Source organism: Dyella solisilvae, from assembly GCF_003351225.1.
Lineage (GTDB): Bacteria > Pseudomonadota > Gammaproteobacteria > Xanthomonadales > Rhodanobacteraceae > Dyella > Dyella solisilvae.
This window is the reverse complement of the sequence record NZ_QQSY01000005.1, coordinates 179631-197018: the sequence shown is the minus strand read 5'-3', so window position 1 is coordinate 197018 and position 17388 is coordinate 179631. Positions and strand designations below refer to the sequence as shown.

General features: G+C 64.8%; 13 protein-coding genes and 1 tRNA gene. 9 read left to right on the top strand and 5 right to left on the bottom strand.

The window, feature by feature from the left end; genetic code table 11:
* Nucleotides 1-129: 129 nt before the first annotated feature.
* Nucleotides 130-1095, bottom strand: coding sequence for a thioredoxin-disulfide reductase (trxB, locus tag DVT68_RS17045; RefSeq protein ID WP_114826311.1), 966 nt, complete (start codon nucleotides 1093-1095; stop codon nucleotides 130-132).
* A 675-nt stretch (nucleotides 1096-1770) separates the two neighbouring features.
* On the opposite strand from trxB, the gene DVT68_RS17035 reads away from it, so the two are divergent.
* The 3 genes from DVT68_RS17035 (at nucleotide 1771) to DVT68_RS17025 (ending at nucleotide 5648) form a co-directional block, all read left to right on the top strand.
* Nucleotides 1771-4098, top strand: a complete 2328-nt coding sequence (locus tag DVT68_RS17035; RefSeq protein WP_114826307.1) for a DNA translocase FtsK — start codon at nucleotides 1771-1773, stop codon at nucleotides 4096-4098.
* Between the two features lie 215 nt (nucleotides 4099-4313).
* The gene (lolA, locus tag DVT68_RS17030; RefSeq protein ID WP_114826305.1) at nucleotides 4314-4976 is read left to right on the top strand and encodes an outer membrane lipoprotein periplasmic chaperone LolA; all 663 of its coding nucleotides are present in this window, start codon (nucleotides 4314-4316) and stop codon (nucleotides 4974-4976) included.
* Between the two features lie 9 nt (nucleotides 4977-4985).
* Complete coding sequence (locus tag DVT68_RS17025; RefSeq protein ID WP_114826303.1) at nucleotides 4986-5648, top strand: YoaK family protein; 663 nt, start codon at nucleotides 4986-4988, stop codon at nucleotides 5646-5648.
* 12 nt (nucleotides 5649-5660) lie between these two features.
* Here the strand turns inward: DVT68_RS17025 and DVT68_RS17020 are convergent, their stop codons facing one another.
* The gene (locus DVT68_RS17020; protein WP_233523531.1) at nucleotides 5661-8657 is read right to left on the bottom strand and encodes a ligand-binding sensor domain-containing diguanylate cyclase; all 2997 of its coding nucleotides are present in this window, start codon (nucleotides 8655-8657) and stop codon (nucleotides 5661-5663) included.
* 426 nt (nucleotides 8658-9083) lie between these two features.
* On the opposite strand from DVT68_RS17020, the gene DVT68_RS17015 reads away from it, so the two are divergent.
* The 6 genes from DVT68_RS17015 (at nucleotide 9084) to DVT68_RS16990 (ending at nucleotide 14378) form a co-directional block, all read left to right on the top strand.
* A complete protein-coding gene (locus DVT68_RS17015) occupies nucleotides 9084-10430 on the top strand; it encodes a replication-associated recombination protein A (RefSeq protein WP_425477526.1) in 1347 nt (448 codons plus the stop codon).
* 20 nt (nucleotides 10431-10450) lie between these two features.
* Nucleotides 10451-11080, top strand: a complete 630-nt coding sequence (locus tag DVT68_RS17010; RefSeq protein ID WP_114826300.1) for a 2-hydroxychromene-2-carboxylate isomerase — start codon at nucleotides 10451-10453, stop codon at nucleotides 11078-11080.
* An 81-nt stretch (nucleotides 11081-11161) separates the two neighbouring features.
* Complete coding sequence (locus tag DVT68_RS17005; protein ID WP_114826298.1) at nucleotides 11162-11737, top strand: hypothetical protein; 576 nt, start codon at nucleotides 11162-11164, stop codon at nucleotides 11735-11737.
* Nucleotides 11738-12133: 396 nt separating this feature from the next.
* The gene (serS, locus tag DVT68_RS17000; RefSeq protein WP_114826296.1) at nucleotides 12134-13414 is read left to right on the top strand and encodes a serine--tRNA ligase; all 1281 of its coding nucleotides are present in this window, start codon (nucleotides 12134-12136) and stop codon (nucleotides 13412-13414) included.
* 10 nt (nucleotides 13415-13424) lie between these two features.
* Complete coding sequence (locus tag DVT68_RS16995; RefSeq protein ID WP_114826295.1) at nucleotides 13425-13784, top strand: LrgA; 360 nt, start codon at nucleotides 13425-13427, stop codon at nucleotides 13782-13784.
* Between the two features lie 504 nt (nucleotides 13785-14288).
* Nucleotides 14289-14378, top strand: a tRNA-Ser gene (locus tag DVT68_RS16990).
* Nucleotides 14379-14442: 64 nt separating this feature from the next.
* Here the strand turns inward: DVT68_RS16990 and DVT68_RS16985 are convergent.
* The 3 genes from DVT68_RS16985 to DVT68_RS20890 form a co-directional block, all read right to left on the bottom strand.
* Nucleotides 14443-16305: a caspase family protein gene (locus tag DVT68_RS16985; protein ID WP_114826293.1), complete on the bottom strand. Its 1863-nt coding sequence runs from the start codon at nucleotides 16303-16305 to the stop codon at nucleotides 14443-14445.
* On the bottom strand, nucleotides 16302-16943 hold the full coding sequence (locus DVT68_RS16980; RefSeq protein ID WP_114826292.1) for a hypothetical protein: 642 nt from the start codon (nucleotides 16941-16943) through the stop codon (nucleotides 16302-16304). The genes DVT68_RS16985 and DVT68_RS16980 overlap by 4 nt, the downstream gene beginning before the upstream one ends.
* 120 nt (nucleotides 16944-17063) lie before the next feature.
* Nucleotides 17064-17336 (bottom strand): helix-turn-helix domain-containing protein, encoded by a 273-nt coding sequence (locus DVT68_RS20890; protein WP_199536114.1) that lies wholly within the window; start codon nucleotides 17334-17336, stop codon nucleotides 17064-17066.
* Nucleotides 17337-17388: the final 52 nt, after the last annotated feature.

Genomic DNA, 17388 nt, shown 5'->3' with positions numbered 1-17388 from the left:
CCGGCGCAGGCCGGAATCCAGTTGCCGTGAGACACGGTTGTCGCGAAAGGGCTGAAAGCTCATCCCGTGCGCGAGAATCCTGCCGTCTCTCCACTGGATTCCGGCCTGCGCCGGAATGACGAGTAAGGATCAGCTCGCCGGACCCTGCTGGTCGAGCCAGCGTTCGGCGTCCAGCGCGGCCATGCAGCCGAAGCCGGCCGAGGTCACCGCCTGGCGATAGACATGGTCGGCCACGTCGCCGGCCGCGAACACGCCCGCTACCGAGGTCATGGTGGCCATGCCGTTCAGGCCGGTGCGGATCTTGATGTAGCCGTCGTGCATGTCCAGCTGGCCATCGAAAATGCCCGTGTTCGGCGTGTGGCCGATGGCGACGAAGAAGCCGGTGGCCGGGATGTCGCGCGTGGCGCCCGTATTGATGTCCTTCACGCGCACGCCGGTGACGCCGGAGTTGTCGCCCAGCACCTCGTCCACGGTGTGGTTCCACACCAGGTCGATCTTGCCGGCGGCCGCCTTGTCGAACAGCTTGTCCTGCATGATCTTCTCGGCGCGCAGCTTGTCGCGGCGATGCACGAGGGTGACCTTGCTGGCGATGTTGGACAGGTACAGCGCCTCTTCGACCGCGGTATTGCCGCCGCCGATCACCACCACTTCCTGCTCGCGGAAGAAGAAGCCGTCGCAGGTGGCGCAGGCAGACACGCCGCGGCCCTTGAAGTGCTCCTCGCTAGCGATGCCCAGGTACTTGGCGGTGGCGCCGGTGGCCACGATCAGCGCGTCACAGGTGTACTCGCCGGAATCACCCTTGAGGCGGAACGGCCGCTGCTTGAGGTCCACTGTGTGAATGTGGTCGAAAACCATCTCGGTCTTGAAGCGCTCGGCATGCTCAGCCATGCGCTGCATCAGCGCCGGTCCCTGCAGCCCCTCGACATCACCCGGCCAGTTGTCCACGTCGGTGGTGGTCATCAGCTGGCCGCCCTGCTGCAGGCCGGTGATCATGGTCGGCTTGAGGTTGGCGCGAGCAGCGTAGACGGCGGCGGTGTAACCGGCGGGGCCGCTGCCGAGGATCAGCAGTCGGCTGTGCTTGGTGGCTGTGTTCATGCGTTCCTTCTATCCGCGTTGCAGGCGGTGGGTTGCGTCGATCGGGTTGAATTTGCGGGTCGGCCGCCCCGGGCAGGGGAGGCGCGCTCCGTCGAATGGTAAGTGGGCCAGCGTTCTCATGGGGGCGGCCGAGCGGTTTTTCACGGTCGCCGCTTGTATCCCTTTGACTTTCCTGACCTCGGTGGCTTGCCGCGTCAGGTGTCGGGAAGAAAACGGGCTGGACGCCATGGGCGTCATCCTGCGGGTTCACGGTTCGGTTGAACAGCCCTTGCCATGCCGCGGGCCATGGCTTTGGCCGCGGGCCAGGGCTGGCGCCCACCGGCGCGGAGCAGCGTCGATTCCCGCGTGAGATGGCGGCAAGCGAGTGACCCGGTGCGACTCGTGGCGCCGCCATACGCGTCAGCGTCACGAAAATGCCGGCTGCCATCTCGCGCATCTCGTCGGTGGCGGTGTCTGCCGCTATCCTTCCCATCGAGCGCAACATCGGTTGCCCGGCGGCGATGACCGCCGGGGCGGGCCGGTTGCGTGGGGACATCGGCGTCGACACGGCGGGCTGGTTCATCCAGCGCTCAAGGGCATGCTCTATGGTCTGCCTGCCGGCACGACGGGTGTAACACGGGGCGGTCACCCTGAGGGTGGCTGGCGCCAAGCACGAGACAAGGGAAAAGGACCACGGTGGCGCGTAGCGCGAACGTCAAAAAGGAAAAGCCGCGCGAGGGCCTCAGCGAAGAGCTGAAGCGCCGCTTGCGCGAAGCCGGCGCCCTGTTGCTGCTGCCGTTGGCCCTGTATCTGCTGGTCTGCCTGTTCAGCTACAACGACCAGGACCCGAGCTGGGGCCACGCCGGCAATGCCGACCACGCTCGCAATTTCGGCGGCGCGGTGGGGGCGAACATCGCCAACGTGCTGCGCTACATCTTCGGCCTGGTCTCCTACTTCTTCCCGGTGCTGCTGTTGATCCTCGGCATGCAAGTGCTTCGCCATCGTGGCGAGCGCACTGTGCAGCCGTGGGAACCGTCGCTGCGCCTGATCGGCTCGGTGTTCTTCTTCATCACGGCGCCGGCGCTGCTCTATCTCAATTTCCATGATGAGCCGGTGCTGCCCCAGGGCGTGGGCGGCATCATCGGCATGTGGGTGGGCCGTGGCCTGTTGCACGGACTGGGCGACAAGGGCGCGCCGCTGTTGCTGCTGGCGCTGTTCCTCGTGGCCGTGACGCTGGCCACCGGTCTGTCCTGGTTCCGCGTGATGGACGTGACCGGGCAGGGCGTGTTGCGCCTGGCCGGCTGGTTCGGCGGCAAACTGCGTGAGGCGCCGGAAGTGATCGCCGCCCGCCAGGCCCGCGCCGAGCGCGAAGTGGTCAAGAAGACCGAAGCGGTCAAGCAGGCCAAGCGCGAACCGGTGCGCATCGAGGTGGCGCCGACCCCAGTGGTCAAGAGCGAGCGCGCCAAGCTCGAAACGCAGATCCCGTTGTTCACCGGCGCCTCTGCGCCGGGCGAGCTGCCACCGCTGTCGCTGCTGGACGAGGCGCCGGAGCAGGGCCCCGGCTATTCGGAAGAAACGCTGGAAGTGCTGTCGCGCCAGGTCGAGCTCAAGCTCAAGGATTTCCGCATCGAGGCCAAGGTGGTCGGCGTCTATCCGGGCCCGGTCATCACCCGCTTCGAGCTGGAGCCCGCCGCCGGCGTGCGCGGCTCGCAGGTGTCGAGCCTGGACAAGGACATCGCGCGCGGCCTGTCGGTGGTCAGCGTGCGCGTGGTCGACGTGATCCCGGGCAAGAACGTGATCGGCCTGGAGATCCCCAACGCGAAGAAGCAGATCGTCTATCTCTCGGAGATCCTGCGCTCGGACCGCTACGACGCGATGAAGTCGCCGCTGGCTCTCGCGTTGGGCAAGGACATCGCGGGTCGCCCGGTGGTCGCCGATCTGGCCAAGATGCCCCACCTGCTGGTGGCCGGCACCACCGGCTCGGGCAAGTCGGTCGCGGTGAACGCCATGGTGCTGAGCCTGCTGTACAAGGCTAGCGCCAAGGACGTGCGCATGATCATGATCGACCCGAAGATGCTGGAGCTTTCGGTCTACGAGGGCATCCCGCATCTGTTGGCGCCGGTCGTCACCGACATGAAGGAAGCCGCCAACGCGCTGCGCTGGTGTGTGGCCGAGATGGAACGTCGCTACAAGCTGATGGCCGCGGTGGGTGTGCGCAACCTGGCCGGCTTCAACAAGAAGGTGAAGGACGCCGAGAACGCCGGCCAGCCGCTGCTGGATCCGCTGTTCCGCCCGAACCCGGAGATGCCGAACCTGGCGGCCGAGCCGCTGGAGCCGCTGCCGTACATCGTGATCATCATCGACGAGTTCGCCGACATGATGATGATCGTCGGCAAGAAGGTCGAGGAACTGATCGCCCGCCTGGCGCAGAAGGCGCGCGCCGCCGGCGTGCACCTGGTGCTCGCCACGCAACGCCCTTCGGTGGACGTGATCACCGGCCTGATCAAGGCCAACATCCCCACCCGTATCGCCTTCCAGGTGTCGAGCAAGATCGACTCGCGCACCATTCTGGACCAGTCCGGCGCCGAGGCGCTGCTCGGCCACGGCGACATGCTCTACCTGCCGCCCGGCACCGCCACCCCTGAGCGCGTGCACGGCGCCTTCGTGGACGATCACGAGGTGCACGGCGTCGTGAACTGGCTCAGGTCGCAGGGTGCCCCGCAGTACATCGAGGGCGTGCTGGAAGAGGTGCAGGCCACCAGCGACGGCAAGTTCATCAACGACTCCGGCCTGCCGCAGGAAGGCGAGGAGGGCGGCGACGCCGACGCGCAGCTGTACGACAAGGCCGTGCGCATCGTCACCGAGACGCGTCGCGCCTCGATCTCCGGCGTGCAGCGCCACCTGCGCATCGGCTACAACCGCGCCGCGCGCCTGATCGAACAGATGGAGCAGGACGGCGTGGTCAGCGCGCCCCAGCACAACGGCAACCGCGAGGTGCTGGCGCCGCCACCGCCGAAGAATTGAGGTCGGGTATGCGCACCGCCGGACTTCTCCTCACCGTCATCCCAGCGAAAGCTGGGATCCAGTGACTTTGGCGCCTTGGGAAGCCGGACTTAAAGTCACTGGATCCCGGCTTTCGCCGGGATGACGAGCCGATGAAGCCGCGCGGTTAAGCCTCACCGCACCACAATTCCGCCATCGCCTAAACTTCATCAATCGCCTAACCACCCAAGGCACCCATGAAACGCTTTCTCCTCCTCGCCACCACCGCCGTCGCGCTCTCCGTGGGCAGCCTCGCCCAGGCGGCCAGCGGTCCGGCGCGCGCCCGGCTCGACGCCTTCACCACCGGCCTGCACTCGCTGACCGGCAAGTTCTCCCAGACCATCAAGGACGCCAACGGCAACCCGGGCAAGCCCAGCACCGGCACGTTGGCGTTGGAAGCGCCGCGCCAGTTCCGCTGGGAGACGCTGGCGCCGTCGAAGCAGACCATCGTCGCGGACGGCAGTCGCGTGTGGCTGTACGACCCGGACCTGGAGCAGGTCACCGTGCGCGTGCAGAGCAGCGAGGAGTCGCACAGCCCGCTGACCGTGCTCACCGACGTCAAGCAGATGGACAAGGACTTCAACGTCGCCGAGCAGGGCGAGCACGACGGCCTGGTGTGGATGCGCCTGACCTCCAAGGCCAAGGATCCGCAGTTCGATTACGCGGACCTCGGCTTCGACGCCAATGGCCTGGCCCGCATGGAGTTTCGTGACCAGCTCGGCGCCGTCACCGACATCCGCTTCTCTGGCTGGCAGCGCAATGTCGACATCCCGGCGGCCACCTTCAACTTCGTGCCGCCGCCGGGCGCCGATGTCATCGGCGACCTGCCGGTGATCCAGACCCAGCCGATCAAGAACTGACCGAAACCCGTGCTGCGTCAGCTTCCGCGCTGGGCATGGATCGGTGGTGGCCTGCTGGCGTTCATCGCCGGCACCATCAACACGGTCGGATACCTGTGTTTCCGTCACCAGCCGATCACTCACCTGACGGGCACCAGCACGGAACTGGGTATTGCGCTGGCGCAGCTTGACCTGGGCGAGATCATCCACTGGGCGGGCGCCATCGCGTCGTTTCTTGCCGGCGCCGTAGTCAGCGGCTACATCGTGCAGCAGCGCACGCTGCAGCTCGGACGCAGCTATGGCGTGGTGCTGATGCTGGGGTCGCTGCTGCTGTTCGCCGCCACGCCACTGATCCATCGCGGCAGCGATATAGGACTCTATCTGGCTTCGGCGGCGTGCGGTTTGCAGAACGCCATGGTCAGCACTTATAGCGGCGCCACGTTTCGCACCACCCATGTGTCCGGCATGTTCACCGACCTGGGCATCTATCTCGGTCAGCGCCTGCATGGCCTCGAGGTGGACCGCCTGCGCATCCAGGTCTGTCTGCTGGTGATCAGCAGCTTCATCGCGGGAGCCGCGGCCGGGGCGGCGGGCTTCATGGTGCTGCAGGAACGCGTGCTGCTGGTCCCTGCCGCCCTGACTGGCGTGGTTGGACTGGGCTACACCATCTACCGCCACCGCCACTTCGGCTGAGCGGACGCACGTTCAATCGGCCGCCACGCAGCGGTTGCGCCCCGAGCGTTTCGCCTGGTACAGCGCGCTGTCGGCGCGGCAGAGCCATTGCGCCAGCGTTTCGCCTTCATGCCAGGCGGCCACGCCGATGCTGGCGGTCATGGGGATGACGGTTTGCTCGTACGGCACGGGCGAGTCGGCGAGGGCCTGGCGAATGAGCTCGGCCATGGCCATGCCCTGATCGAGCGTGCAGTCCGGCAGGCACAGCACGAACTCTTCGCCGCCATAACGGCCGACCAGGTCGTCGTCGCCGCACTGGCCAAGCACGACGGTGCTGGCGGCACGCAGCACGATGTCGCCGGCCATGTGGCCATGGGTGTCGTTGATCTGCTTGAAGTGATCCAGGTCGAGCAGGGCGATGCAGGCGTTGGCTTCGCGGGCGTGCTGGCGTACCAGCTCTGCCTGCTCGAGGAAGCGGCGGCGGGTGGATACGCCGGTCAGGTCGTCCGTGCTGGCGAGTTCATCCAGCCGACGGTTGGCATTGACCAGTTCGCGCGTGCGCGCGTCCACCTGCTGTTGCAACTGGCGCGCCTGTCGGCGCAGATACAGCGTGCGCAGCTGGATCACGCCGAACAACGCGACCAGCAGCAGCACGCCGCCGGCGATCATCGCGGCGACGGTTTCGAACCAGCGCGGTTCGGCCGCCACATTCACGGCTGTCTCGATCACGCGTGCCTGCAAACCCTGCGTGCGTGCGCGCAGGTGCAGCGTGTATTCGCCGTGCGGAAGGTTGGTGTAGATGGCGGTGGGCGGGCCGCCGCGGGGCACGTCGATCCAATCGTCGTCGAGGCCCTCCAGGCGGTAGCTGTAGCTGGTTTCGGTGGCCGGCTGGAAGTCGAGCAAGGCGAAGTCCACACGCAGGCTGCGATTGCGCGGGCTGATCTTGAGCGTTTCGTTGGCGCGCGGCAGGCGGCCGAACGGCAAGGACAGTCCGTTGACCGCGGCGTAGGTGATGGCGAGGGGCACATCCGGCGTCTCCGGCGGATGCCAGTCGGGGCGCACCACGGTGAGCCCGCCTAGGCCGCCAAACAGCAGCTCGCCGCCCGGTGCGACGGCGGCCGCGGCGTAGATATAGCTGGAGACGTGCAGCCCATCCCGGCTGCCCAGGTTATGCACCGCGTGGGTCGTGCCGTCGATCATCGACAGGCCGTTGGGCAGACTCACCCAGGCATTGCCCCGGTCATCGGTCAGCACGGCGTTGATGTTCTCGCTGCTGAGTCCCTGCGCCGCGCCGATGTTGTTGAAGTGGAAAGGCTCGCCGGGGCCGTGCGACTGCAACGTGGCGAGACCGCCGTAAGTACCAACCCACAGGCCGCCCTGCTCGTCGTCAGCGACCGCACTCACCATGTTGCTCGGCAGGCTGTGGGGATCGCCCGGCACATTGAGCAGGTTGAGGAAGCCGCGTGTTTGCGTGGCGTCGGTGGCGATGCTGATGCCCCGGATGGTGAGGTACCAGATGGTGTCGCCGATGCGCCTGATGCTGCGCACGGTGTCACTCGCCAGGCTGTCGGGGTCGTTGGCGTCGTGTCCGATATGGGCCAGCGCTTTGGTGCGCGTGTCGTAGCGGAAGGCGCCGTCGTAGGTGGCCACCAGCAATTGCGGGCCATCGGCGAGCAGATGGAGCACGGGCTTGTCCTGCAGGGCCGGGACCATCGATTCCTGCACGTCGAACGTGCCGGGCGCGATGCGAGCGAGGCCTTGCGTGCCGATCCAGATGGCGCCGTCGGGCGTTTCGGCAAAGGCCTGCACGTCGCGCCTGGCCTGGGCGCCGTCGAGCTGCAGATGGCGGATCTGCGCACGATCCAGCTCGATGACATCGATGCGCCCGCCGCTCATGCCCAGCCAGATGCGCCCGCGCGTGTCGACATAAATGCCGCGAACGTTGGTGTTGGCGATGCTGCGGTCCTGATGGGAAGAGGGCAGCAGCGCGAAAGCGGTGCGGGCATGGGGCGTGCTGCGCGCCACGCCAAGGTCGGTGGCGATCCATACATTGCCCGCGCGATCGTGCAGCAGCGCGCGCACCGAGTCGCCGGGCAGCGATGAAGGCGTCGCCGTGTCGTGCCTGATCGGGCGCGCCTCACCGTCGCCTGGCGTATAGGCCAGGATGCCGTTGCCGTCGGTGCCCAGCCACACGGTGTCCTGGTTGATCTCGAGGAAATCGCGCACAGTGGCGCGCCGTTCGTGGTCGGCGCCGTAGCCGCTGAATCCGCGGACCGGTTGCCAATGTCCATCGGTGTCGCGATAGACGGCGCCAGATTGCGTGCTGCCAACCCACAAACGGCCAATAGGGTCTTCGCGCAACGCCCAGATGCCATCGCTCAGCACGGTGTCCACCTCGCCGTTGGGGTGAGGCGGACGCACGAAGGTCGTGCTGCCGGCAGGGCGGACGAACAGGCCGTTGCTGTTGCCCAGCCAGAGGTTGCCGGCACGGTCCTGCAGCACGCTGAAGTTGCGCCGCGCGACGCCCTCGCCGGTCGCCACCGAGGTGATTTGGTTGGTGCGCAAATCCAGGTGATCCAGCCCGCGCTCGCTGGCGATCCACACGCCGGTGCTGCCGTCAGGCGCCAACGCGTAGATCTTGTGGTCGACGGTGCCACCCTTGCCGACCGGATAGGGACGGAAGCGGTTGGTGGCCGGATCGAAGCGGGTCAGTCCCCCCGCATTGGTGCCCACCAGGACGCTGCCGTCGGACAGGGCGAGCAGGCAGCGCACATAGGCATCGGGCAATCCGAGGCCGCCGCCCGCCGCAGCGGTATACACCTGCATGCGGTAGCCGTCATAGCGCACCAGGCCCCCCAGCGTGCCGATCCAGACCAGGTTGCGCTCGTCCTGGGCCAGCGCCGTGGTGATGGAGTGGGGCAGGCCGTCGGCGACGTCCACGCGGTCGAACCACGGCGTGTCGAACGGGGCCCACGGGTCATCGGCGCAGGCAGCGCCAAACGGCAGCAGCAATACGAGAAGCAGCGCCACGCGGCGGCGCCTGTCTTGCCCGTGACGGGAGAACAGAAGGGGCCAGTTGTGGCGTAGGTGCGCCACCCACGAGATCAAGGCGCGGGCCATCGGGCGGAACGCTTGCATTGTCGCCATGGCACTCGTCCCACCCAGCCTGCGCGCTGTACGTGGGGAGCCATGATAAAGGCAGCGGGGCGCTTCCCGGCACGCCGGGCCGGGCGCCCGCGGGTTGATGGCCGATGCACGCCCGAAAAAGACCCCCATTCGATACGGCCCGCGGGCGACGCGACAACGCTTGCCGTGGGGCGTGCCGGTGGTTGGCGCCCCGATGGTGAGCGATGCAGCGCTGAGCCCGCTGTGTTGCGGGTGGCGCCGCGCTCCGGGCTCCTGGCAGAGGCCGGCGATTGGCGCGGCAGGCGGCCCATGCCGGGCCAATGCCCTATCATGCGCGGTATGTCACGCAGCGATATGTACGACGCGCCGGGCCTGTTCGCCGAGCCCGACGACCTTAAACCCCTGGCCGAACGCATGCGGCCGCGCACCCTCGACGAGATCGTCGGCCAGCAACGCGTGCTGGCCCCCGGCAAGGCGCTGCGCCGCGCGCTGGAGGCAGGGCGCGTCCACTCGATGGTGCTGTGGGGCCCGCCCGGTTGCGGCAAGACCACCCTGGCCCTGTTGGTGGCGCGCTACGCCGATGCCGATTTCCGCGCGATCTCCGCCGTGCTGTCGGGCCTGCCCGAGGTGCGCAAGGCGCTGGCCGAAGCCGAGGCGAACTTTGCGCAGGGCCGGCGCACCGTGCTGTTCGTGGACGAGGTGCACCGTTTCAACAAGGCGCAGCAGGACGCCTTCCTGCCGCATATCGAACGGGGCGTGATCATCTTCGTCGGCGCCACCACCGAGAACCCCTCGTTCGAACTCAACTCCGCCTTGCTCTCGCGCTGCCGCGTGCACGTGCTGGAAGCGGTCACGCCGGATGACATCGTGGTGGCGCTCCAGCGCGCACTGCGGGATCACGAGCGCGGGCTGGGCGCGATGGCGCTGGAGGTGTCCGACGAGTCGCTGCGCCTGATCGCCCAGGCCGCCGACGGCGACGTGCGCCGTGGCCTGACCCTGCTGGAGATCGCCTCGGAGCTGGCCGAGGATCACCGCATCGACGAAGCCACCCTGACCCAGGTGCTGGCCGACCGCACACGCCGCTTCGACAAGGGCGGCGAGCAGTTCTACGACCAGATCTCGGCGCTGCACAAATCGGTGCGCTCGTCCGATCCCGATGCCGCGGTGTACTGGCTGTGTCGCATGCTCGATGGCGGCGTCGATCCGTTGTACCTGGCCCGCCGCATGACTCGCATGGCGGTGGAAGACGTCGGCCTGGCCGAGCCGCGCGCCTGGCGCATGGCGCTGGACGCCTGGGACACCTACGAGCGCCTCGGCAGTCCCGAGGGCGAGCTGGGTCTGGCGCAGCTGGCGATCTGGCTGGCCATCGCGCCCAAGAGCAATGCCGCCTACACGGCGTACAACCAGGCCCGTGCGGTGGTGCGCGAGACCGGCACGCTGGAAGTGCCGATGCACCTGCGCAACGCGCCGACCAAGCTGATGAAGGGCCTCGGCTACGGCAAGGGCTACCAGTACGACCACGATGCCGACGGTGGCATCGCGCTCGACCAGCAGTGCCTGCCCGATGCGCTGGACGGCACGGTGTTCTATGAACCGGTCGAGCGTGGGCTGGAACTAAAACTGCGTGAAAAGCTGCTGAGCTTGCGCGAGGCCCGCCGGCAGGCGCGCGGCAAATGACGCGCTGAAGAGGACCATCCATGCAGATCCGCTGGTACTTCGATTTCATCTCGCCGTTCGCGTGGTTGCAGTGGCCGAAGATCAAGGCGCTGGCCGCCACGCAGCCCGTGGAGTTGCGTCCGATCCTGTTCGCTGGCGTGCTCGAGCAGCATGGGCAGAAAGGGCCGGCGGAAATTCCCGGCAAGCGTGAGTTCACCTACCGCCATGTGCTGTGGCGTGCGCGCCAGGCGCAGGCACCGCTGCGATTTCCGCCGACGCATCCGTTCAACCCGCTGGCCGCCCTGCGCCTGTGCATCGCCGGCGGCAGCACGGTGGCGGCGACCGACGCCATCTTCGAATGGATCTGGGGGCAGGGGAGTGCGGGCGACAGCATCGCCGCGCTCGCGCCGGTGGCGGAGCAACTGGGTATTGCCGATCCGGTCGCCGCGACGGCGGATCCCGCGGTGAAGGCCCGGCTGCGCGACAACTTCGACGCGTCCATCGCCGAGGGCGTGTTCGGCGTACCGACCCTGTCGCTGGATGGGCGGCTGTTCTGGGGCGACGACGCCCATGACTTCGCCATGGCCTGCCTGCGCGATCCATCGCTGTGGGACGAGGCGGAGATGCATCGCGTGGCGACCTTGCCGATCGGCGCCGCGCGCAAGCCCTGAGCCGCCCACCGTTTGGCCGACTTGCGACGACTCCGGGCGCGGGCATAGATTCGCTGGGCCAACAGCCACGAGGGGCGCGTCATGCGGGTACTCGTTGCAGCTCTGCTCGGCGGTATCGTGATGTTCCTGTGGGGCGCCGTCTCCCATATGGCGCTGGGGCTCGGCGACGTAGGCATGCGCCAGCCGGCCAACGAGGATACGGTGCTCAGCGTCCTCCATCCGGGCCTGGGCGAGCGCCCAGGGGTGTTCCTGTTGCCATCGATCGACCCGGCGCGCATGAGCGACAAGGCCGCCAGGGAAGCCTACGCCGCCAAGTCCAAGGTCTCGCCGTTTGTCCTGATGGTTTACCTGCCGGAGGGCGGCGACCTGACCGACATGAGTGGGCAGTTGCCGCGCCAATGGGCGTCGGACACCTTGTCCGCGCTGGCGCTGGCCTTCGTGATGGCGCTGGCGCCCTTCAGCTTCATGACCCGGCTTAGCATCGCGCTCGCCGCCGCCGTGTTCGCCTGGCTGAGCATCCTGGTGCCGTACTGGAACTGGTACCACTTCCCCACCAGCTTCATCCTGGCCGCGCTGATCGAGCAGTTGATCGGCTGGTTGCTGGCGGGCATCGTGATGGCCTGGTGGCTGGGGCGTGAGCGCCGCCGCGCAACCTAGCGAGCCCTACTGCGACCCCTCATCGTCATCCCGGCGCAGGCCGGGATCCAGCGCCGCGCTGACCGTTTGTCGCGACGACCCGCGCGTATGGGTCACTGGATCCCGGCCTCCGCCGGGATGACGCGTAGGTGGGCTCCAGGGCCCCAGTGACCTTCCAAACTCGGAAGCAGGACGGAGTGCGAAGTGCGCAGAACGCCCGCACGGGCGGCGCCGAAGGGGCGAGCGTAGCGAGACATTCAGCGCCTTTCGCGCCTCAGCAGCACCTAATCGCCCCCCGTAGACCGGCAACCGGCATTGCACTCCGCCCCGCGCAGGGCGCTCCCAACCCCCAACATTGCGACCCCCGCCGCCCCGCAGCGATAATCGCCCGTTCCAATGCCCTGATCTGGACCCATCATGCTGGACCCCGCACTGCTGCGCTCGCGCCTGGCCGAAACCGCCGCCCGCCTCAAGGAAACCCGTGGTTTCGCGCTCGACGTGTCCTCCATCGAGTCGCTGGAAAGCCAGCGCAAGCAGCTCGCCACCGAGACGCAGGAGCTGCAGAACCTGCGCAATACGAGGTCCAAGGCCATCGGCCAGGCCAAGGCCAAGGGCGAGGACGTCGCCCCGCTGATGGCCGAGGTCGCTGGCATCGGCGACAAGCTCAAGGCCAACGAGGCCGCGCTCGCCGACGTGCAGGCGAAGCTCGCTGACGTCGCGCTGGGCATCCCCAACATCCCGCACGAGTCCGTGCCGCTGGGCAAGGACGAGACCGAGAACGCCGAACAGCTGCGCTGGGGTACGCCGCGCACGTTCGATTTCGAGGTGAAGGACCATGTCGACCTTGGCGCCCGCCACGGCTGGCTCGACGCCGACGCCGGCGCGAAGCTGTCCGGCGCGCGCTTCACTGTGCTGCGCGGCCAATTGGCTCAGCTGCACCGTGCACTCGCGCAGTTCATGCTGAACCTGCAGGCCGGCGAGCACGGCTACCTCGAATGCAACGTGCCGCTGATCGTCAACGCCGAGACCATGCAGGGCACCGGCCAGCTGCCGAAGTTCGAGGAAGACCTGTTCTCCACGCACGTGGGCGACAGCAAGCGCTACCTGATTCCCACTGCCGAAGTGGCGTTGACCAACCTGGTAGCTGACAGCATCGTCGAAGCCGACGCGCTGCCGATGCGCCTCACCGCGCATTCGATGTGCTTCCGCGCCGAGGCCGGCAGCTACGGCCGCGACACCCGCGGCATGATCCGTCAGCACCAGTTCGAGAAGGTCGAAATGGTGCAGATCGCCACGCCCGAGCAGTCGCATGCACAGCTCGAGGAAATGGTCGGCCACGCGGAAAAGGTGCTGCAGCTGCTCGGCCTGCCGTATCGCAAGGTGCTGCTGTGCACCGGCGACATGGGTTTCGCCGCGATCAAGACCTACGACCTGGAAGTGTGGCTGCCCAGCCAGAACACCTATCGCGAGATTTCCTCGTGCTCCAACTGCGGCGACTTCCAGGCGCGTCGCATGCAGGCCCGCTGGCGCAACCCCGCCACCGGCAAGCCGGAGCTGGTGCACACCCTCAACGGCTCCGGCCTCGCCGTGGGCCGCACGTTGGTCGCCGTGATGGAGAACTACCAGACCGACGACGGCTCGATCACCGTGCCGGAGGCGCTGCGCCCCTATATGCGCGGCCTCGAACGGATCGCCTGAGCCCATCGCCATGAGCAGCCAGCGTTGGGACAAGGTGGAACTGATCGCCAGCTACACGCTGCTGACCATACTGGCCACCGAACTGCTGACCCGCCTGGGGCTGCTCAGCATGTTCGAGATGCCAACCGTCGACCTGGTGCTCACCAGCATCGCGACGGTGCTGGTGATCGGCGCATTTTGGTTCGCCCGCCGCAGCCGCAAGCTGCGCTTCATCGTGATCGGCTTCGCCGCCGCCACCCAGTTGATCCCTATGGTGATCCGCCAACCGGTCCTGCTGCTCCCGCTAGTCGGCGCAGCCATTCCCGTCGCCATCATGCTGTGGGCGATGATTGCGCTGTCGAAAAAGGGGCAGGGCAACGCCCATTCCTGATAGGATGACGACCCTGCGAGACGGGCAAGAGACCGCAATGCCTCAGCATTGCCCGTCATTCCAGCGAACCCCCAAAAGGGGGCCTGGGGCTGGAATCCAGCGCCTTTCAAGCACTGGATCGCCAACAAATCGGAGAGATGGCCGAGCGGTTTAAGGCAGCAGTCTTGACGCGAAGGCGGGAAGCCGGAGCGAACATCGACGAAGTCGATGGCCCCGAAGGGGTGGAGGGCAGGATGCCCGGAATCAAACTGCCGTAGCGGCGCGCAACGCGCGCCTGCCGCGGAGACAAATCGGAGAGATGGCCGAGCGGTTTAAGGCAGCAGTCTTGAAACTAAGATGGCTTAAAAATCACTCAGTGCTGACTTGGAAATTGTTAAGAAAAACAGATGGTTGCGGGGCGCTAAATTTCTTAAAAGAGAGTGTCGCGCTCCGTCAATCACCGGTCAATCAAGAGCCTCCGACGAGGTTCGAAAATTGAGCGCTGATTGATAGCTAAAAGACCTTGGAAGGGTGGCAGAGTGGTCGATCGCTCCGGTCTTGAAAACCGGCGAGGGAGAAATCCCTCCGTGGGTTCGAATCCCACCCCTTCCGCCATTTACTAGAAGCCGCCTCTTGGGCGGCTTTTTTTATGCCATTGCACATCCGAGCATATTCGTGGTCATGCAGCGGAGAAAAGAAACCAGGGAACCCTGTCAGGGTAGAGAAGCGACGCAGCAACTGCGCCCTGTGCAGCAAGTTCATCTGATGGCGGCGAGACCGTCGGCCAGGAATTAGCCAGTTCTTCTACGCGACACAAGTCTTGGCCAATCGTCCAAACATAATTGTTTCCTCCGTCCATCGACCGAAGACCATATTGGTTGTAGTCGGTGGTTATGTATGCCAGGAACGAAGCGCGATCCAGCTCCCACAACTCATCGTCAACCACATCTTGCAGCCCGAATAGTTCCGCAAACTTGAAAAGCACGGCGAGAGTTTGGCTAGGACGCTCAATGTGATCCATTACTGATGTGAAGTTCGACGAGCGGCATGCCTCGAGATACTTCAGAACTGATTCGGGTGGGATGTCGCTCGCAGCAAGGTTGCCTTGGCGTTCGATCAAGGAGCTATAGAAGAGCCCGAAAACCTGCTCGCTCTCGATATCGAGTTGCAGTGCTTTGGCATGAGCAGCTAGAACCGCGATATAGGGCGCTTGCGCATCGGTTACCAGGGTCAGCGAATTCGTATAGAGCTCAATAAAAACTCGCAGGAGATCGCCAAACGCTCTATCAATCGCTAGTTTGCCGTCGGAATCCGAGAGGAATGAACTCCCAGCAGCAGCCCATGCGAGCACCTTGGTAAGACGGACTGGCAACACGTAAAGGTCTGAAAGACCGCCGCCCTGTTTAGAAAGGAGTGCATATCGGTCGTCCCGGACATCGTCAAGGAGTTGGAGACAGGCGGCGAGAGTTGCGGAGCCTGATCGGTCGAGAAGGGCCTGCATCTGGTTGCGAGCCAAGGGCTCTTGAATAAATGGTAGTAGGCAAATGGCGAGGGTCGCGGATACTTCGGTTGCCCGAAAAGCGTCAGTGGACTTCTCGGCACGCTCTATCGCCGCATTGGATAGCTTGTCAAAGAAGCTAATCAACTCTTGCGGCTGTCCCGAAAGAACCTTTAGGACGGTCGATATGGTGTCTGCGAATTGCCGTGGCTTCCACTTCGAGTCAACGGACGAATACGCCTCCCACAGGTCATTGTAGTGCTCGCGAACTACGTGGTCATGCGTCGCCGGCCACGCATGAAGAGCTGTCTTCAGGTGTGCTGTCGGGTCTGATCCATGGCGCGGATTGCGACAAAAGCCCGAGCTGCTAAAGAGATTCAAGCCCCATACAACAGGCTGCTGCGACGCCGGGTCATGCAGTATGGATTGGATACGATGGCCGATTTCGGCAAGGTCGAGGAAGGGGCGCTGATCGTTAACAACTACGCGCCCCTCAATGCAGTCGAGAATTGCATTGGTGCCAACTCCTCCTGCCGAGGTTTCGCTGGCATATTGATCCTGCGCTGATGTAGCCACTAGCGTCACCCCAGGGGAGCCTGCATTTCCTAGAAGATCAGGCTTGAGCAGCACGCCAAGGTCAGAAACGAGTCCGCCACTTCGGCAAGCGTCAATGACAATGTTGCTTTGGGAGGGCACAAAGTCATTTAGATTGCGAAAGAGTTCGCCGAGCGAGAAAGCAGTCAGGGATATTGCGTCTAGTGATGTGTCTTTAAGGCAGATATAAAAGCTGCCGGCATGGACGTCCCCGTGCCCGGCGAAATAGAACGTCAGTGCGTCCAGCTTCCCAGCAGGGAGAATCTTCCTGAGCACGCCCCTGAGTTCGTTCAGGGTCGGGGAGAGTAGTAGTGTTGAGGTGACTGCATCGTAGTCGCCGACGCCTTGCGTCATAAGCGCTTCGTAGACCCGCTTTGCATCAAGCTCCGCGCCTGAAAGGTCATTGAGGTTGTCGTACGTATTGCACCCAACGGCAATTAGTGATCTCACCCTGCGTTCCCATAACGAGTGAACTTTGACCGGCGGTTGGCCTCCCTAATTCGAGCTTCCTCTACTTTTCTCGTTTGTAGTTCGCGGAATCGCTGGTGGAACTCAGGAGGGGCGGCTTTGAGCTTCTCGTTGAAGTTGCTGAAGTCCTCCGACCCCACATGGAGCTGAGGCATGTGGACTTCGCCGTCACGATCGACGCTCAGCTCAATCTTTTCGAACACTTCATACAAAAGCTCCCAGACGGGCACTCCATCTCTCGCCGAAACCACATTTCCCACAGACGTACAAGAATCTGATACCAGTGAATACAGGGACTCGAAGAAGCCCTGTGTCATGGATTCGGTGACCTGATTTAAGGCTCTCTCGATGCTGCCAAGGTCATGGTTGATGATCTCGTCGAAGGAGGTTTGAGTAAGGGCAGAGTGTGTCTTCATGCCGCCGTCGACAGCATCAGGATTGGCGGGGTGCTGCCACGCCCCTCCATGTCGAAAGTGCTGAACGTTGTCGCGAGAAACGATTTCGCCTGTTACGGCATCCATCCGCTCCTTCACTTCTCGCGCGAATGCACATGAAGAGGCCGCGGAGATCTCATGGTCGGCAAAATATTCCTTCCTCGAAACCTTGGGGTCATCTGCCATCGGAGCTCCCTCGTGTCCTCTATAGCGCCGCTGAACTTATAGCTGGCACGACCACCTAGAGCTCAGCCTGCGGACTGTTGGCTTGCATCATAAGTCGCCGATATCCGGTGGTTGCTCAGATCACGGACTGTTTTTTTTCGCTGGTGATTTGCGGCGAAGCAAGTGCTCGGTTTCGCGAACTAGGTCTGCTGCTTGCACATCAAGCGCTTGAGCTATCGCGAACAAAGTGGTGATCGTGGGCTGCCTAATGCCGCGCTCAAGCCTGGATACGAAGGTCCTGTCCACGTCAGCCCGCAGAGCGAGTTCCTCTTGGCTGATCCCAGCATTGGTCCGATGGCGAGTTAGAACTTCGCCAAAAACGGATCCTATGTCGGGTAGCGGCTTGGTGGTCACGCCGCGAATTTCGTGGCATTGTAGCCTATAGTCCACGGCCTATAGGCACGTA

What these genes read in the sequence shown, in the direction of transcription:
- DVT68_RS17015 (WP_425477526.1), top strand. Translation starts at nt 9,084, where the DNA reads ATGCGCGGTATGTCACGCAGCGATATGTACGACGCGCCGGGCCTGTTC.
- serS (WP_114826296.1), top strand. Translation starts at nt 12,134, where the DNA reads ATGCTGGACCCCGCACTGCTGCGCTCGCGCCTGGCCGAAACCGCCGCC.
- trxB (WP_114826311.1), bottom strand. Translation starts at nt 1,095, where the DNA reads ATGAACACAGCCACCAAGCACAGCCGACTGCTGATCCTCGGCAGCGGC.
- DVT68_RS17010 (WP_114826300.1), top strand. Translation starts at nt 10,451, where the DNA reads ATGCAGATCCGCTGGTACTTCGATTTCATCTCGCCGTTCGCGTGGTTG.
- lolA (WP_114826305.1), top strand. Translation starts at nt 4,314, where the DNA reads ATGAAACGCTTTCTCCTCCTCGCCACCACCGCCGTCGCGCTCTCCGTG.
- DVT68_RS17005 (WP_114826298.1), top strand. Translation starts at nt 11,162, where the DNA reads ATGCGGGTACTCGTTGCAGCTCTGCTCGGCGGTATCGTGATGTTCCTG.
- DVT68_RS16980 (WP_114826292.1), bottom strand. Translation starts at nt 16,943, where the DNA reads ATGGCAGATGACCCCAAGGTTTCGAGGAAGGAATATTTTGCCGACCAT.
- DVT68_RS16995 (WP_114826295.1), top strand. Translation starts at nt 13,425, where the DNA reads ATGAGCAGCCAGCGTTGGGACAAGGTGGAACTGATCGCCAGCTACACG.